This window comes from Faecalibacterium prausnitzii (assembly GCF_049532945.1).
In the GTDB taxonomy this organism is placed as follows: domain Bacteria; phylum Bacillota; class Clostridia; order Oscillospirales; family Ruminococcaceae; genus Faecalibacterium; species Faecalibacterium prausnitzii_N.
Genome location: NZ_CP186691.1, coordinates 1,028,958 through 1,046,005, shown reverse-complemented (window position 1 = coordinate 1,046,005; position 17,048 = coordinate 1,028,958). Strand labels below are relative to the sequence as shown.

The following is a 17,048-nucleotide window of genomic DNA, read 5'->3' as shown; positions in this document are numbered from 1 at the left end:
CTATAAGCTAAAACCCAACGGTCACCGCTGGAACAGATAATGAATGTAAGCGGCTGCACGCTCCGGGTGCGGTGCATTCTGCACTACCCCAAGATAGACCTTGCCAGAAAAACCTGCCTGCCTGACAAACGGCGTGTCCGAAATATCCAGCACGGTCCCACCGGCGTTCAAACCCGACAGTGCATGGAAAGACGCATCCAGTGTCCGCAGATCGAGAAAATAATCATCTGCCAACAGTCGATCCCGTGCATATTCGTCCATCAGAACAACATCTAACCGCTGGGCACTGACTGCACCCAGCAGCTTCATCTCCGAAGCATATACATACTGCTCCTCTGCGCGGTCGCTTTCGCTGAGCAGCAAGCCGGACAGCAGATCGACCTGTTGCTTTTTGGTCAGACCCTGCGCCTCGGCAAAGCCGGTGGTAAGCTGTTCCGTCAGATCAGACCCGGCAGTGATATTTACCAGACCAAGGTAAAGCACATCCTCTTTTTTCGTCACATGACGGTAGGCTGTATACCCGAGGATATAGACGACGATGAGCACGATCACAATGGGCAGCTTGTAATATGCCCAGATGTGCTCCCACTTTTTGCGCCCATGGAGGGAGCGGAGCGTATCCCGGTCAGTTTTTGTCATGGTCGTATTCCTCGTGTACTGCATCAGGGTCTCCACCGATCAGATAGAGGATCCGAAGCATCAGAAAGGAGCAGAGCATGGCGCACAAGCCCATGCCCAGCAGGAATGCAGGCGTGAACACAAACACAATGACGTACCCCATGATGCCATAGATCGCCGCCATCAGCAGGGTGCAAAACAGATACCGGACACCCACGAGAAACGCTGTTTTCAGGATGCCGAAGGTGGTGTTTTCAAACCGTGCCAGCAGAGGAAAGGCATACAGCAGAACGATGCCGTACAGAACTGCCGCACCAATAAGCACAGCAGTGAGCAGTGTCCAGAAAATGTTTTCGCTCCACATTCGGCGCAGCACAAAGCCATCCACAGCCAGGAAACTGCCGACTGTCAGCAGGATCAGCCAGAGTTTTGTGGCAGGCTTAAAATTTTCCCGGAACGCCTTAAAAAACATCCGGGTCAGACCATCGTCCCGATCTTCCGCCATTTTGAGCGTGACGTAGAACAATGCGGTCGTAGAAGCTCCTATGGTAACAATGGGCAGGCTGCACACGAGCCATAAGATGTTCAGGTAAGCACTGTAAGTCAATTTCGTCAGCACAGCAAACAGCGGCTTGTCCGTATTGCACAGGTCACGCATGGGGATTCTCCTTTCGCTCAATCTCCTGTGGATTCGCGCAGGATCAGGTTGGTTTCCGTATAGACGGTGCGATAGTTCAGCGATGGCTCTTCGATGCGGGTCATAAGCAGGTTGGCAGCGGTGTAGCCCATGATCTGTCCATGGATATGGATCGAAGTCAGATGGGGGGCAAAGTAGGAAGCCTCCTGACTGTCATCGAAGCCGCAGACCCAGATATCATCGGGAACCGAATACCCCAGCTCATTCAATGCCTTGACCAGATCCATGGCAACAAAGTCATTGGCGCAGACAAAGGCATCCGGCATCGTTTTGAACCGGCGTATGGTTTCGTACAGGGATACCGGATAGTTCTGCTGTCCAGATGGCATCGCACAGGTGCTCAGGCCTTCTGTCAGACCAAAGTACTCCACTGCATCCTTATAAGCCATATAACGCTCAAAGAAGGACTGACAGTGGTTTTTATCCCCCGCAAAGCTGATGCGTTTTTTGCCGCGCTGGACCATGTGGGCCACCGCATTCTGGACCTCAATGCGGTTTTCCATATAAAGGCGGTCGGCTTTAAGGGGAGGACGCATATCCATCACAGGGGTGTCTACAAACAGCAGCGGAACATCCAGATCGCACAGCATCTGTGCGTAGTCATAGTCGAATACTTCAATGCAGATGATGCCGGCTGTGCGCTGGATGTTGAGAGAAGATGGAAGCTTTTTCTCTTTCAGCTCTATGGGAGAAATGCGATGAATGGTCGTACAGCTATGCAGATGCTCGATTTCCGACTGGAAACGATCCAGCATCATGGAGGAAAAGTGAGAGCTGCTCAGAAACTGGGTCGTCAGCATGGCAATCTCCCGTTTGTCACTCGGCAGAATGGAATGCTCTGCTGCTTTTGCAGTGTCTTCCTGAAACAGCGGCAGATAGGCAAACTGCTTATAGCCCATTTCGGCGGCTTTGCGCAGGATCTTCTCCCGTGTGGCATCTGCCAGCACACCGGTGTTGTTGATGGCCTTTGAAACTGTGTTGCGGGAAAGCTGCAGTTCGTTTGCAATATCCTGAATGGTGACTTTGGTTGCCATAAGTCATCCTCTTTCTTTATAAATAGGAGCGGGTGTTCTTTCTTTTATAGATAAAGTCTGGTGACGGATCTTATTCTTTGCGACTCCAGTATAGTGCAAATGCACAAATTAGTCAAATGCAAAAATGCAAATCATCATTTTGCATATTTGCGCACTTTTGAATTTGTGCGTCTGTACAAATCCACAATAATTTTTGATGTATACCATGAATTATCGTTGACATTCGCTTGCTTGGGTGGTATAAATAAATCAAAGGATTTTACATTTGCACAATCGAAACGAAAAACGTAAAATTCAAAGGTGCAAATGTAAAGTGCGAATCAAACGGCAAGCAAATCAAAAAGGAGGAGAATGATTCATGAAAGCAAAGACGGCTTCGCCGGAAACGGCTGTGCTGACAGCAGAACGCAAGCTGCACAACACATGGGTCTACATCAAACGGCATTGGCAGCTTTACCTGTTGTTCCTGCTGCCTGCCGTGGCGCTGACGCTGGTGTTCAAGTACGCTCCCATGGGCGGTGTGCTGATCGCGTTCCAGAAGTACAATCCCTTCAAGGGCATCTGGGGCAGCGAGTGGGTAGGCTTCAAAAACTTTACCCGCTTCATGTCCTCGCCGGACTTCCAGCGCTATCTGATCAACACCCTGAAGCTGAGCGTCTACGGTCTGCTGTGGGGCTTCCCGATCCCCATCCTGCTGGCATTCCTGCTCAACCGTATCGAGAGCAAGAAGATCAAGCAGAAGGTGCAGCTGGTGCTGTATATGCCCAACTTCATCTCGGTCATCGTGCTGTGCGGCATCGTCCGGGTGCTGCTGAGTGTCACCGGTCCGGTGAACGGCCTGCTTCACACCAGCATCAACTTTATGACGCTGCCGGAAGCGTTCCGCCCCATCTACATCATCAGCGGCATCTGGCAGGGTGCCGGCTGGGCATCCATCATGTACACCGCATCCCTTTCTAACGCCAGCAAAGATTTGAAGGAAGCTGCGATGATCGACGGCGCAAACCTGATTCAGCAGATCATGACGGTGGAGTGGCCCGCCATTAAGGATATGGTCGTTATTCAGTTCATCCTGCAGGCAGGCAACATTATGAGCATCGGTTTTGAAAAAGCCTATGCCCTGCAAACAGACCTGAACCTGAACACTGCCGAGATCATTGCAACGTACGTTTATAAAAAGGGCCTGTTGGACGGCGATTACAGCTTTTCCACGGCAGTCGGTCTGTTCAACACCGTTGTCAACGTCATCCTGCTGATCGCAGTGAACAAGATCGTTGCCAAAATGAACGATGGCAAGGGCTTGTAAGGAGGGGTTTACCATGGCAAAACAGAAAAAATCAAAAATGGCCCTCTACACCAGACAAGATAAGATCATCCTGTACTGCGGCTACGCACTTCTGGGCTTGTTCCTGCTGGCAATCATCGTTCCGATGATCTACATCGTCATCGCGTCCTTTATGGACCCGGTCACTCTGCAAAACAAGGGCATCTCCTTTGATTTCAGCAAGTGGAGTCTGGATGCTTACCAGCGTGTCGTTTCGGACAAGCAGATCTGGGTCGGCTTCAGGAACGCGGTGCTTTACTCGATCATCTTCACCATCATCTCGGTAGCTGTAACGATGCTTGCCGCTTATCCCATGTCGCTGCCGGACTTCAAAGGCAAAAAGATCTTCAACACCTTGTTTGTGATCACGATGTTCTTCAGCGGCGGTCTGATCCCCACCTACCTGCTCATCAACAATCTGGGTCTGCTGGATTCCATGTGGGCGGTCATTCTGCCGGGAGCATTCAGCGTGTGGAACATGATTATTGCCCGTACCTATTATCAAGGCGTCCCGCGTGAGCTGCGCGAAGCTGCGGATGTGGATGGAGCCAGCGAGATGCTTTACTTCTTCAAGATCCTGCTGCCCGTCTGTATGCCGGTGGTGGCAGTTCTGGCTCTGTGGCAGTTCGTGGCAATGTGGAACAGCTACTTTGACGCCATGATCTACCTGAACAGCGCATCGAAGCAGCCGCTGCAGCTGGTGCTGCGTTCCATCCTGATCCAGAGCCAGCCGGAATCCGGCATGATCGCAGATATCCAGAGCACTGCCGAACGTGCCAAGATGGCAGAGCTGCTCAAATATGCAACCATTATTATTTCCAGTCTGCCGCTGCTGGTGATGTATCCCTTCTTCCAGAAGTATTTTGATGCCGGCATCATGGCTGGTTCCATTAAAGGCTGAGGATATTCCAGAATTTTATAAGCAGGTACGCTCATCTGTTACACGAAAAAAGAAACACGAAAAAGGAGAAAATACCATGAAAAAGCTGATCTCTCGCCGCAACTTCCTCAAGGTCTGCGCTCTGGCGGGCTCTGCCGCTGCTCTGTCTGCCTGTGGCGGCAAATCCACCGGCAGCGGCGATTCTGCTGCCGCAGCTGTGGACGTGACCGGTGCCGTTACATTTCCGCTGTCCGAAAAGGTCACCTTTACCGGTATGACCAGCTTCCCTGTGGGCAGCGAACCCGAACCGAACAACCGCACCATCTTCAAGCGTCTGGAAGAGCAGACCAATGTGCACATCGACTGGACCGCCATCCAGTCCGACCAGTGGAGCGATAAGATCACCCTGAATATGTCCAACCCCAACACCCTGACGGATTTTGTTTTTACTGCTGATTTTACCGACAGCAATCTGCTGCGCTACGCAGATCAGGGTGTCATCCTCAATCTGGAAGACTACATTGACAACAATATGCCTTATCTCCAGAAGGTCTTTGAGCAGTACCCGGAGTACCGCACCATGTGCACCGACAGCGATGGCCACATCTGGGCACTGCCCTGGATCGAGCAGCTCGGCTCGGAAAAGACCGCCATCCAGACCATTGGCAACATGAGCTTCATCAATACCAAGTGGCTGAACTTCCTCGGTCTGTCGATGCCCACCACGGTGGACGAGTTTGAGCAGGTGCTGATTGCATTCCGTGATAACGCCGCTTCTATCAAGGCAGAGTATGGCATTGACGGCGACATCATCCCCATGTCCTGCATCGTCAACAACGGCGATCAGGACCCCAGCATCCTCATCAATGGCTTTGGCGAAGGCTACGGCGATGCAGACAAAGACCGCCATATCGCCGTTACCAACGACCGGAAAGTCATCTGTGCCGCCACCCAGCAGGGCTACCGCGATGGTCTGGACTGGCTGCACAAGCTGTATGCCGAGAAGCTCATCGACCCGGAGTGCTTCACGCAGGAGTGGTCCACCTATGTTTCCAAGGGCAAGGCTGGCCGCTATGGTGTCTGCTTCAGCTGGGATGTCGCCAACATTGACAACCTGACCGACTGGGAGCCGCTGCCTGCCCTGACCGCCGATACCCGGAATATCACTCCGCAGAACGGTTCTTTCACCAGCGGCTTTGCCCGCGGCAGATGCGTTGTCACCGCAAAGGCGGATAACCCCGCATTGGTTTGCGCATGGCTGGATCAGATGTACGCACCCCTCCAGTCTCCGCAGAACAACTGGGGTACTTACGGCGATGCGGAAGGCTTTAACATTTTTGAACTGTCCACCAACGATAAGGGCGAGCCCATGCTGAAGCACGCTCCTCTGGGCGATGCTTCTCCCGTGGAAGTCCGTGAAGCGCAGTGTGTCAGTGGACCTCTGGCGGTTCTGGATGATTACTATGGTGTATACGTTACCTGCCCGGACGATGCACAGTATCGTCTGGACTGGATCAAGGAGATCTACACCCCGGATATGAACAACGATTATGTCTATCCCAATGTCTTTATGAGCAGCGAGGACACCGAGCAGGTCTCTAATCTGCAGGCAGATCTGCAGACCTACATGAATACGCAGAAGGCCAACTGGATCATGAACGGCACGAAGGATGCAGAGTGGAACGAATATCTGAGCAAGCTGGAAGACTATGGCCTGTCCGACTATCTGGGCATTATGCAGAAATATCTGGATGCTTACTACGCATAAGAATTCTTTCCTTTGGAGGATTCCATGAACGATTTGACTTTACAAAAAGCCCGTGCCTACGAGGCCGAGCACGGCGCTGCCATTTCCCCGGCGGAACGCCCTGCTTACCACATGACTCCCTATGTGGGTTGGCTCAACGACCCCAACGGTTTCTCTTATTATAAAGGGAAGTATCACCAGTTCTATCAGTATAACCCCTACGATGTGCGGTGGGCGCCCATGCACTGGGGTCACGCGGTCAGCACCGACCTGCTGCACTGGGAGTATCTGCCCTGTGCACTCGCCCCGGATTCCCCGGCGGACAACGGCCCCGGCTGCTTCTCCGGTTCTGCTACCGAGATGGATGACGGCAAGCAGCTGCTGATGTACACCAGCGTGGTGGCAGAAAAGCAGCCCAATGGGGAGATGCGGGATATCCAGACCCAGAGCATTGCCATTGGTGACGGTCTCAACTACGAAAAGCCTGCCTGCAACCCGGTGCTGACCCAGAAAGACCTGCCGGAGGGCTTCAGCAAGTTTGATTTCCGGGACCCCAAGATCTGGCGTGAGGCCGACGGCACCTACTCCGCCGTCACCGTCTGCCTGGCCGAGGACGGCAGCGGCGCAGCAGCACTGTTCCAGAGCAAGGACGGCTTCGACTGGCACTTTGTCACGGTGCTGGAACGCTGCAACAATCAGTACGGCAAAATGTGGGAGTGCCCGGACTTCTTTCCGCTGGACGGCAAACAGGTCTTGATGCTCGGCCCCATGGAGATGCTGCCCAAGGGCGAGTTCCACAACGGTCACAACGTGATTGCCTTCATCGGCAGCTACGACGAAGCCACCCACACCTTCACCAAGGAAAACGTGCAGCTGATGGACGGCGGCATCGACTTCTACGCCACCCAGACCACCCTTGCCCCGGACGGCCGCCGCATCATGACCGCATGGCTGCAGACATGGTCGGACACCGAGGATAAGCCCAAGGGCTGCAAGTGGTTCGGGCAGACCATCTGCCCCCGCGAGCTGCACATCAAGGATGGACGCATTGTTCAGGCCCCGGTGCGGGAGCTGGACGCCGTCCACGGCAAGCGCACCTTCCACGAAAATGTAACGGTGCAAAGCGAAACTTCTCTGGAAGGCATCAAGGGCCGTGTGGCCGACCTGACCGTTACGGTGCAGCCCGGCGAATACCGCTCCTTCACCCTGAAGCTGGCCGCCGATGCAGACCATCACACCAGCCTGACCTACGACCCCTACACCTCCGAGCTGACGCTGGATCGCAGCTATGCCGGTTCCCGTGCCGACATCGTTCACCGCCGCAGCTGCAAGGTGCGCAGCCAGAATGGTGCCCTGAAGCTCCGCATCCTGCTGGATAAAAACAGCATCGAAGTTTTCGCCAACGACGGTGAACAGACCATGACCGCATGGATCTACACCCCCCAGTCTGCCGATGGCATCACCTTTGCCGCCGATGGCAAAGCAACTGTTACGGTGGAACAGTTTGAGCTGAATCTGTAACCTGATATTCCTTTCATTTCTCCTTCATTTGAATACAGCCCCGCTTTGGCTTCTCCTTCGCCAAAGTGGGGCTGTGTTTGTTATGTCATTGATCTTCCAGCCTGCCGTGGTCGCAACCAAGCGAGAGATAATGTCCAATCTCCCCACCCAGCACAAGCTGGGCATACTCCAAGGGCTTGTTGTAGAGCAGCCAGTCCAGCTCTGCCCGCTGTGCCGGGGTGTTGCCGTATTCGTCCTCCACGTTTGGCGTATGGCGTAGTTTTTGCTGGAAATCCATCAAAAGAAAAAGCCTGAAACTTCTCGGTACATCAAGAAGTTTCAGGCTTTGTTTCGCTTAAATTGGAGCTTGTCGGGGCAAGGCCCCTCCATCTTGCTGGCGCAAGACCGCTCGGCCGCTTAAAAGCCCCACTGGGGCTTTCATTGCTGCGCAAACGCGGAATTTACTGCTCAATCGGCTTCATCGTGGGGACAGGTCAAGGAAGGCTCACAAATGGCTTTATTTTCCTTTATAAGCCTATCCATGCGGCTTCCTTTTTCCCGTTCCCGTACGTCACCCTACGCAACTCTCCACAACTTACCGGCAATTTGGTGTAAAAGTGGTGTAGTAGTTGGTGTAGTAGATTTCAGACCGAAATGCCCAGTTTACCGTTCAGATTTGCAAAGGAATGGGCTTTGGCTTCCTTGGTGGCTTCCGCGTAAATCTCCATCGTAGTGCTGATGTCCTTGTGTCCCATGATGTCCTGAATGATCTTCAGGTTGGTCTCATTCTCACACAGCCGGGTGCAGAACGTGTGCCGGAGATTATGGCAGGAGAAGGGCGGCAGCAACTGCGGTTCTCGCTTTTCCTTTTCGGCCTTTTCCAGTTCGGCTTCGTTGTATGCCACGCTGATTCGCTTGATGGCGCGGTTGACCGTCTGCGGGTTCTGCGGCTGGCCGAAGCGGTTCAGGAATACGAAGTCTGAGATTCCGTCGATCTCGTATTCGCACACCAATTCCAGTTCCTGCTGGTTGGCGCACTCCTGCTCCAGTGCCTTCCGCACTTCGGGCAAGATCGGAATTGCCCGCTTACCGGCGGCAGTCTTGGGGGTGGACATGGTGAAGTAGCAGCCGCCCACCTCGTGGTCATGGTACACCAGATTGTGCTGGATGGTGATAAAACCACTCTCAAAGTCGATGTCGCTCCAGCATAGGCCAACCGTTTCCGAGATGCGGCATCCGGTGCCCAGCATGAAGGTGAACATCGGGAGCCAGTGCTGGAACTTCGGCGTTTTCTTGATGAAATTCAGAAACGCCTGCTGCTGGGGCAGGGTCAGAGCGTGTCGTTTGGGCGTTTCGTACTGGTGGGCGGCTTTAATGGCCGTCAGGACACCATCCGTGGGATTCACACGGATGTACTCATCGTCCACCGCCACCGCAAAGACCTGATGGAGAACATTCTGGATGGTTTCCAGCGTGTTCAACGCCATCTTGCCATTGCGGACGATGCCATTGTAGTAGCTGCGGATATCCGACTTGCGAATGTCCTTGAGCTTCATCACGCCAATCTCATCCCGGACGAACCGATTGTACATATAGACGTAATTGGCGAAGGTATGCTCTTTCAAGCCCACCTTGTTCTTACGCCACAGTTCAAACAGGTCATTCAGGGTCAGGCTGCACTCCGGGATGCGGATGCCATCTGCCAAGTCGTGCTGGATCTTCTCTTCCTTTTCGCGCAGCCCCTCCAAGGTTGCATCATAGATGGTATGGCGTTTTCCGTTTTTTGCAGTCCAACGGTACATATACAGCCCGTCGCTCTTGCGGTAGACCTCGCCATCTTTCAAAACACGGCCTTTATTATCTTTACGTCTTTGCATATAAACTCTCCTTTTCATTCACAGAATGTTGAAAAGGAGCCTTACGCCATGAGTATACCATGACGCAAGACTCCCTGCAACATCAAACGGTCAATTTTCTACACCGCATCAGATCGAGAATGCCTTGTCCAGATATTCGTCCAGCTTACGGCGTTTGATCAGCCGTTTGGTTCCGTTCCAAAGGACGAACTTGCATTCATCGCTATCGGTCATTGACCGCAGTTTATTGATACCGATCCCAGAGTAAGCCGCCGCTTCCTCCAAGGTCAGATTACTCTTTTGCCAAATCGGAACTTGTCGGGACTTAGTCCCTCCATCTTGCTGACGCAAGACCGTTCCGTTGCTTAAAGTCCCCACTGGGAACTTCATTGCTTCGCAAACGCAAACTTCTTTCACTTGCACCTCCATATCCTTGTAACCGGGTGCCGGGGCAGAAAGTGCCAGCTTTCTGCCCCAAACGTTCCCGATGAGGTTCAGATTTCCGAGTGCCCCTCCTGTGTGCGGGGTTGTGCCGCTGGTTTGTTTTGTGCCTGTTCTGCCTGCAAGCGGTTCAGCAGTTGCAGAACGGAATCCCGTGCTTTCTCCTTGACCTGTTCCTTGCCTTTCTGCCGGGCCTCCGGCTTCAGCAGCTTCTCCTGCAAGCGGGCAGCGGTGGTCTGCATGGTCTTGAGAAACTTGTCCAGCACGGTGTCCAACCGATGGGCGGCGTATTCTCTCGTGGTCTGCGGAGCCTTACGTTCCGGGGACAGCACCCACTTCTTCGTGTCCTCGATCATCCGCATATCTTCCTTGCGGGTCTCGGTGCGCACCACGTCGGTCACGACCTCCACCGCCTTGTCATAGGCTACTGCCGAAACTTCGTCGATCAGCGTTTCCATGTCGTTGACATTGAGGGTCAGTTCGTCCAGCTTGTTCTGCTGGGCGGCAAGCTGCTCCTTCTGCTTTGCAAGGATGAAATCCTGCTTTTCCAGATATTTGCAGTTGCCGTACTCCGCTTCTTCCTCCAGATCCAGCCCATGCCGCTTGGCAATCTCGAACAGCATCTTCCGGCAGGCTGCATCGAAAGTGATCTTGCGGTTGTTGCGGCGGCTGAGGGGCTTAGCCGGGTCGGGCAGATCAAAACCCAACGCTTCCAGTGCCTTTTCCTGCTGGGGAGCCACCTCACCGTACTTGTTCTCGCAGTCGAACACATGACGCTCATGGATATGGGGTGTGCTCTCATCCAGATGCAGTGCCCAGTCCAGCACATGAACGTGGTCGCCATACTTGGCCTTGAACTCCTCGATGAACTCTGTGACGACGCTCAGCAAGTCCTCTGCGGAGGCGTGTTCATCCAGCGTTCCCAGCTGATAGATGGTTTCTTCCGGGCAGGTCTTGCGGCTGGACAACAGGTCGGGAATGGAGCGGTTGCGCTCTGTGTGCCGGATCTTGGCGTTACGCTCATTCTGGCTTTCGACAAAGGCAGTGTAGTGGGTCTCATAGAATTGCCGTTCCACATCTGAAAAGGTCGCCGCCAGATCATCCGGGTCGGGTGGAGCGAGAGCCGAATGGAAGCCGTGGAAGCAGTCCCAGTAGATGTTGCCCTTGGCTCGTTCCGGGTCGATGTGCTCACTGTTAGCAAGGTTGAAACTGCGGTCATTGTGCTTGGGGTTGTAAGTGCCGTGTGCTCCGGCTCGTCCGTTGTGTCGTGTCAGTTTCAGATAGACATCCCTCCGTTTCAACAGCTTGGCGGGGAGAACGCAGCAGCGGAGCTGCTGGATCTGCCGCCGTTTTGCGCCAGATAATACCCAGTAGGATATGACGCACAGCATCATATCACTGGGGCAAAGAGCTGCGCTCTCTGCACTCTTGCTCCGGGCAAGCTGACAGGCAAAGATTTGCGAATCCCTGCCCGCAGCTCGTCCGGCTTTTTCAGTGGGCCATTTTGACCCACTGATTTTGCCTGTTCCCAAAATGGTAACAGGCAGATAGACGGTCTGATAACGGCCATCCCACCCTGATTCCCATTTTGGGGATTTGGGCAGAAACTGGTAAGTGCCGCTTTCCGGCATTTACCACTACGGGTTGGTTGGTGGTCGTTTTGACCACCAACCAAAGCCCCCTATATGACGCGTTTTCGGCTAATCGCTGCGTACGTGCGTACAGAGAAAAGGCATCTGCCGCGTACGCACGTACGCAGCAAAACGCCAAAATTCTCCTTTATAGGGGGGTTATACCCGCCAGACATTGGAGGTAAGGTCAGGCTGCACAAGGGCTTCAATGCCGACAAAGCCCCGGACACGCCGCCCGGACGAATTGACGATGTTGTTGGTGGATTCCAGATTGTATCTGCGCTGGTTGGCGATCAGCGCATCGCTGAACCCTCTGGCCTTGATCGCATTCAGGCTGTTCTCCTCACACCACATTCGGTAAACCTCATACAGCTCTTTCGAGCTGGTGCAGGCATCCGCCTTCAGGCGGATGTAGCCCTCGGATTCGAGGAAATCGAACACATTGTTGTTGTCCCGCTTCACCAGTTCCCGGTTGCGCTTGGCACGGTCACTCTCGGTGAACTGGAAGCCATTCTTCACCAGCCGCTGCAAGCCCTCAAATGCCCACAGCAGGATGCCCTCGACCTCTGCCGCCATCTTCTCGGCAATGTCCGGGTCGTCCACACGAGACAGGGGCTTGTCCTTGGTGGTCAGGATGAGCTGACGGCGATAGAAACCGTCCGAGCGGTCATACAATGCCTGCAAATCGCCATTGCTAAACGCCAGCAGGCGGGCGTACATCCAACCCTGATAACTCTGCTTGCCCTTGCGCTCCAAGTCCATCTGCCCCTGTGCGGTCACGATGGACTTGACATAGTTGGTCTGGCGCAGGGCTTCCATCCGCATATCATCGTCCACGCAGAGCAGGGTGTGTTCGAGGTCGGCACGGGCAAAGCGGTTCTCCGAGATCTTGCCGATGCTGCCATCCTTCATGTTGCAGCCGAACAGCCGGGACAGCACCACGCCGATCTGCGACTTGCCCTCACCGCCGCTGCCCTTGATGACCATCATGCGCTGACCCTTGTTGCTGGGGATCAGGCAGTAGCCGATGAACTCCTGCACCGTGGGAACGTCCTCCGGGTAGAGCAGGTCGGACAGGAACCGCAGCCAATGGGTGGGCTGTGCAGCTTTCGGGTCATATTTGACCGGGAGCCGGTTGCGGACGATCTCCGGCTTGCCCTCCTGAAAGGTGCCGTCCAGATACAGGGTTCCGTTTGCCAGCGCAATGCGGTCGGTGACAGGTGGAAAGTCCTCCACCTGTGCCGCCAGTTTCAGCACATCCACCACATTGGTGACCTTCTTGGCAAGGTTTGCCCCGACATATTCACGCATCATCTCGAAAATCTCGCAGCGCAGGGGCATGGTATCGGTCATGCGGCCATCCGGGGTGAAAAATGCGCCATTCGAGTAAAGCAGCTGGTGGGTACTCAGAAAATCGTCACAGAACAGGGATTCGTTGAAAAAACCTTTCTTGAACCATGCAGGGGTAAAATTACTCATAGGCATTCCGTCCTTTCTTGGCGTTACGGAAAAACGATGTGATCATTTTGATCACATCGTTTTACTCCGCAACTGGGAAATCAACGTCCTGCCGTTCTCCCTGCATGGCTTTCCTGCCCCCCTTCCGGCGGCGTTTTCCGGCTCTCCTTCTCAGGGTCATCGCCGGGTATCCCATGCAGACGGTCATGTGGTTTTCAAGGTGCAACGGGCAAAACGGCAACAAAAAAGCCGTCACAAAACAGACCAGCCCTGCCTTCGCTTTTTCTGGAAGGTCATGCTAGTCGGTTATGTAACGGCTGAAAGCCAAAATGTTCAGCCCCGCAGGGCCAGAACGAATATGTAAAAATATGTTATATTCAATTGTTGGGATAGATTACCACAAAAATCGAGCCGTGTCAACAAAAAGTTTTGAGAACACGTCACTTTCGGCAGTGTGCAAGAAAAAACGAGGGAAACTTTGGCAAAAAGAGAGAGGGCTGGACGACGCCTACCCTCTTGACAAGGCAATAATAGTCAAAAAGTTTCGTACCCATCTTCATCCCGGTTTCGTCCCGGTTTGCAGAATGCCCTTGCAATCCGAAAGGAGCCGTGCTATAATGCCGCTGTAATTGAATCAGAAATCTTCAGGGCAGGGTGCGATTCCCTACCGGTGGTACAGCCCACGAGCCGTAAGGCATGATTCGGTGAAACTCCGAAGCCGACAGTACAGTCTGGATGAAAGAAGATACCAAGCGCAGAGCCCGCACGGTTCTGCGCTTGTGGAGGCTGCTCTGGGATGCGTTTGCATTCTGGAGCTTTCTTTTTTGCATAAGGGTTCCTTGTGTCTTTTCGGCTTGCCCTGAACGTTTTTGTTCAGGGCTTTTTCTTTTGGAGGCGACACGATGAACGACAAAGAGTATATGCGTCTGGCTTTGCAGCTTGCAAAAAAAGGTTGCGGATGGACATCTCCCAACCCGATGGTGGGTGCCGTGGTCGTAAAAGAGGGCAGGATCATCGGACAGGGCTGGCACCAGAGATACGGTCAGGCTCATGCGGAGCGCAATGCGCTGGCATCCTGCACCGAAGATCCGCAGGGAGCGACCCTGTATGTGACATTGGAGCCGTGCTGCCATTACGGAAAGCAGCCGCCCTGCGTGGATGCGATTCTGGACGCGGGCATTCACCGGGTGGTCGTGGGTTCTGCTGACCCGAATCCGCTGGTGGCTGGAAAAGGAATTGCAATCCTGCGCGCACACGGCATAGATGTGACCGAAAATGTTCTGCAAGAGGAATGCGATGCGCTGAACAAGGTGTTCTTCCACTATATCACCACAAAACGCCCCTTCGTTTCCATGAAATACGCCATGACGATGGACGGAAAAATCGCCACATACACAGGCGCTTCCAAATGGATCACCGGGGAAATTGCCCGGAATCATGTTCAACGGCAGCGGCACCGATTCCGCGGCATTATGGTGGGAGTCGGAACCATCCTAGCAGATGACCCGCTGCTGACCTGCCGGATAGAGGGTGGCCGTGATCCCGTCCGGATCATCTGTGATACACATTTGCGGACACCGCTGCAATCACAGGTGGTCATGACCGCCAAACAAGTTCCGACCATTCTTGCGACCTGCTGCGGCGACCCGGAGAAGCAGGCGGCATATCAACAGGCCGGGTGCCGGGTCCTTTGTCTGGAAGCGCATTGCGGTCATGTGAATCTTCTGCAACTGATGGAACAGCTGGGGCAGGAGCAGATCGACAGCATTCTACTGGAAGGCGGCGGAACCTTGAACTGGTCTGCACTGGAAAGCGGCATCGTGCAGCAGGTACAGGCTTACATTGCCCCGAAGCTGTTCGGAGGAAGGGATGCCAAAGCACCCATTGAGGGTGCAGGTGTCCCGCTTCCGGATGCTGCATTCCGCCTGAAGAACAGCCGATTGGAACAGCTTGGCAAAGATTTCCTGATCGAAAGTGAGGTGGAGTACCCGTGTTTACCGGAATCGTGGAAGAAGTCGGAACAATAAAGTCCATCAATCGGGGACAGCATTCCGCCGTACTGACTGTTCGTGCAAAAATGGTTCTGGAAGGAACCAGGATCGGCGACAGCATCGCCGTCAACGGCATCTGTCTGACCGTCAGGCAGCTCTTCCCGGATAGCTTTGCTGCGGATGTCATGCACGAGACCTTGAACCGCTCTGCACTTGCACAGCTCACCGTTGGAAGTGCTGTCAATCTGGAACGTGCCATGCCGGCCAACGGACGTTTTGGCGGACACATCGTAGCAGGCCATGTGGATGGCGTCGGACGCATTGCTAATATCCGAAAAGACGATACGGCTATCTGGTACACCATTCATGCAGATTCTGCGATCCTTCGCTATGTCGTTGAAAAAGGCTCTATCACAATAGACGGTATCAGCCTGACCGTGGCTGCGGTGGAACCTACGGGCTTTTCCGTGTCCACGATACCGCACACCGTCCGTCAGACGAACCTGAACCAACGGCACAAAGGGGATTTTGTCAATTTGGAAACCGATGTTGTTGGAAAATATATCGAGAGGCTGCTTCCATCAGAAACACCGAAGCAAAACACGCTCACAAAAGAAATGCTGCTGCGCTGCGGCTTTTAAGGAGAGTTTACGATGAACTTCAATACCATTCCCGAAGCTTTGCAAGACCTGAAGCAAGGAAAAATCATTCTGGTAACGGATGACCCCGACCGTGAAAACGAGGGGGACTTCATCTGTGCTGCCGAATTTGCCACCACCGAAAACGTCAACTTTATGGCGACCCACGGCAAAGGTCTGATCTGTATGCCGATGTCCGAGGCTTTCATCCAGAAGCTGCAATTTCCGCAGATGGTGCAGCATAACACCGACAACCATGAAACGGCATTTACGGTGTCCATCGACCACGTTTCTACTTCTACGGGCATTTCTGCCGCAGAGCGTTCCATTACGGCGATGGCTTGTGTGGACGATCACGCAAAAGCAGAAGATTTCCGCAGACCGGGCCATATGTTCCCCCTTCTGGCAAAAAAGAACGGTGTGTTGGAGCGCAACGGTCACACGGAAGCAACCGTTGACCTGTGCCGTCTGGCAGGGCTGAAAGAATGCGGCCTGTGCTGCGAGATCATGCGGGAGGATGGCACGATGATGCGCACCGCTGAACTGGCAAAGCTGGCAGAGCGTTTCCAGATCAAATTCATCACCATCCGTGATTTACAGGAGTACCGCAAGTGTCACGATAAACTGGTCGATCAGGTGACGGCAGTGAACCTGCCCACCAAGTATGGCACCTTCAGAGCTTATGGTTTTGTGAGCCGCCTGAACGGAGAGCATCACATTGCACTGGTAAAAGGTGACATTGGCGATGGAAAGGATATTCTGTGCCGCGTCCACTCGGAATGCCTGACAGGAGATACATTTGGCTCTTTGCGTTGTGACTGCGGCCAGCAGCTGGCCGCTGCCATGACGCAGATCGAAAAAGAAGACCGGGGTATCCTGCTCTATATGCGGCAGGAAGGCCGGGGCATCGGTCTGATCAACAAGCTGCGTGCCTATGAACTTCAGGAGCAGGGCATGGATACGCTGGAAGCCAATCTCGCTCTGGGGTTCCATGGAGATGAACGGGAGTATTATCTCGGCGCACAGATCCTCCGGGAACTTGGCGTAAAAAGCCTGCGTCTGCTTACCAATAACCCGGACAAAGTATATCAGCTCTCCGAGTTTGGGCTGGAGATCTCCGAGCGCGTACCCATTCAGATGACGGCGACCCCGTATGACCTGTTTTACCTGAAAACGAAGCAGGCACGGATGGGGCATCTTCTGGAATATTAACAACGAAAGAGGTATTTAAAA

The 17,048-nt window shown here is 53.8% G+C and carries 15 protein-coding genes, 1 pseudogene and 1 riboswitch; of the genes and pseudogenes, 8 read left to right on the top strand and 8 right to left on the bottom strand.

Annotated features, from left to right (window positions below; all coding sequences use genetic code 11):
* Window positions 1–21: 21 nt before the first annotated feature.
* The 3 genes from ACNQFG_RS05255 to ACNQFG_RS05245 are packed head-to-tail and all read right to left on the bottom strand — an operon-like array spanning window position 22 to window position 2,349.
* Window positions 22–639: a hypothetical protein gene (locus ACNQFG_RS05255; protein WP_423406240.1), complete on the bottom strand. Its 618-nt coding sequence runs from the start codon at window positions 637–639 to the stop codon at window positions 22–24.
* Window positions 626–1,276, bottom strand: a complete 651-nt coding sequence (locus ACNQFG_RS05250) for a YesL family protein (protein WP_390509612.1) — start codon at window positions 1,274–1,276, stop codon at window positions 626–628. Before ACNQFG_RS05250 ends, ACNQFG_RS05255 begins: the two co-directional genes overlap by 14 nt.
* Window positions 1,277–1,293: 17 nt before the next feature.
* Window positions 1,294–2,349, bottom strand: a complete 1,056-nt coding sequence (locus tag ACNQFG_RS05245) for a LacI family DNA-binding transcriptional regulator (RefSeq protein ID WP_097781456.1) — start codon at window positions 2,347–2,349, stop codon at window positions 1,294–1,296.
* Window positions 2,350–2,707: 358 nt separating this feature from the next.
* On the opposite strand from ACNQFG_RS05245, the gene ACNQFG_RS05240 reads away from it, so the two are divergent.
* The 4 genes from ACNQFG_RS05240 (at window position 2,708) to ACNQFG_RS05225 (ending at window position 7,821) form a co-directional block, all read left to right on the top strand.
* Entirely contained in the window at window positions 2,708–3,655 is a 948-nt protein-coding gene (locus tag ACNQFG_RS05240; RefSeq protein WP_005945026.1) for an ABC transporter permease, read from the top strand.
* On the top strand, window positions 3,639–4,574 hold the full coding sequence (locus ACNQFG_RS05235; RefSeq protein ID WP_005945023.1) for a carbohydrate ABC transporter permease: 936 nt from the start codon (window positions 3,639–3,641) through the stop codon (window positions 4,572–4,574). Before ACNQFG_RS05240 ends, ACNQFG_RS05235 begins: the two co-directional genes overlap by 17 nt.
* A 76-nt stretch (window positions 4,575–4,650) precedes the next feature.
* Window positions 4,651–6,321 (top strand): extracellular solute-binding protein, encoded by a 1,671-nt coding sequence (locus ACNQFG_RS05230; RefSeq protein WP_097781458.1) that lies wholly within the window; start codon window positions 4,651–4,653, stop codon window positions 6,319–6,321.
* 24 nt (window positions 6,322–6,345) lie between these two features.
* Entirely contained in the window at window positions 6,346–7,821 is a 1,476-nt protein-coding gene (locus tag ACNQFG_RS05225) for a glycoside hydrolase family 32 protein (RefSeq protein ID WP_423406239.1), read from the top strand.
* A gap of 85 nt (window positions 7,822–7,906) precedes the next feature.
* Here the strand turns inward: ACNQFG_RS05225 and ACNQFG_RS05220 are convergent.
* From ACNQFG_RS05220 to ACNQFG_RS05200, 5 genes and pseudogenes are all read right to left on the bottom strand, one after another.
* Window positions 7,907–8,062: pseudogene (locus tag ACNQFG_RS05220) on the bottom strand (DUF6061 family protein); the annotation flags it as partial.
* A 382-nt stretch (window positions 8,063–8,444) separates the two neighbouring features.
* A complete protein-coding gene (locus ACNQFG_RS05215; protein ID WP_423406238.1) occupies window positions 8,445–9,677 on the bottom strand; it encodes a tyrosine-type recombinase/integrase in 1,233 nt (410 codons plus the stop codon).
* Between the two features lie 108 nt (window positions 9,678–9,785).
* Window positions 9,786–10,007 carry an excisionase gene (locus ACNQFG_RS05210; RefSeq protein WP_173015371.1) on the bottom strand — a complete coding sequence of 74 codons (222 nt, stop codon included), beginning with the start codon at window positions 10,005–10,007 and terminating at the stop codon, window positions 9,786–9,788.
* Window positions 10,008–10,150: 143 nt separating this feature from the next.
* Complete coding sequence (locus ACNQFG_RS05205; protein ID WP_423406548.1) at window positions 10,151–11,491, bottom strand: hypothetical protein; 1,341 nt, start codon at window positions 11,489–11,491, stop codon at window positions 10,151–10,153.
* Window positions 11,492–11,887: 396 nt separating this feature from the next.
* Complete coding sequence (locus tag ACNQFG_RS05200) at window positions 11,888–13,207, bottom strand: DNA primase family protein (RefSeq protein ID WP_423406237.1); 1,320 nt, start codon at window positions 13,205–13,207, stop codon at window positions 11,888–11,890.
* Here ACNQFG_RS05200 and ACNQFG_RS05195 point away from each other — a divergent pair.
* The 4 genes from ACNQFG_RS05195 (at window position 13,179) to ACNQFG_RS05180 (ending at window position 17,027) form a co-directional block, all read left to right on the top strand.
* On the top strand, window positions 13,179–13,550 hold the full coding sequence (locus ACNQFG_RS05195) for a hypothetical protein (RefSeq protein ID WP_162789056.1): 372 nt from the start codon (window positions 13,179–13,181) through the stop codon (window positions 13,548–13,550). The genes ACNQFG_RS05200 and ACNQFG_RS05195 overlap by 29 nt on opposite strands.
* 272 nt (window positions 13,551–13,822) lie before the next feature.
* Window positions 13,823–13,937, top strand: a riboswitch (FMN riboswitch).
* A gap of 151 nt (window positions 13,938–14,088) precedes the next feature.
* Entirely contained in the window at window positions 14,089–15,213 is a 1,125-nt protein-coding gene (gene ribD, locus ACNQFG_RS05190; protein ID WP_005920567.1) for a bifunctional diaminohydroxyphosphoribosylaminopyrimidine deaminase/5-amino-6-(5-phosphoribosylamino)uracil reductase RibD, read from the top strand.
* Window positions 15,177–15,818, top strand: coding sequence for a riboflavin synthase (locus ACNQFG_RS05185; protein ID WP_423406236.1), 642 nt, complete (start codon window positions 15,177–15,179; stop codon window positions 15,816–15,818). Before ribD ends, ACNQFG_RS05185 begins: the two co-directional genes overlap by 37 nt.
* Window positions 15,819–15,830: 12 nt before the next feature.
* Window positions 15,831–17,027 carry a bifunctional 3,4-dihydroxy-2-butanone-4-phosphate synthase/GTP cyclohydrolase II gene (locus ACNQFG_RS05180; RefSeq protein ID WP_349935482.1) on the top strand — a complete coding sequence of 399 codons (1,197 nt, stop codon included), beginning with the start codon at window positions 15,831–15,833 and terminating at the stop codon, window positions 17,025–17,027.
* Window positions 17,028–17,048: the final 21 nt, after the last annotated feature.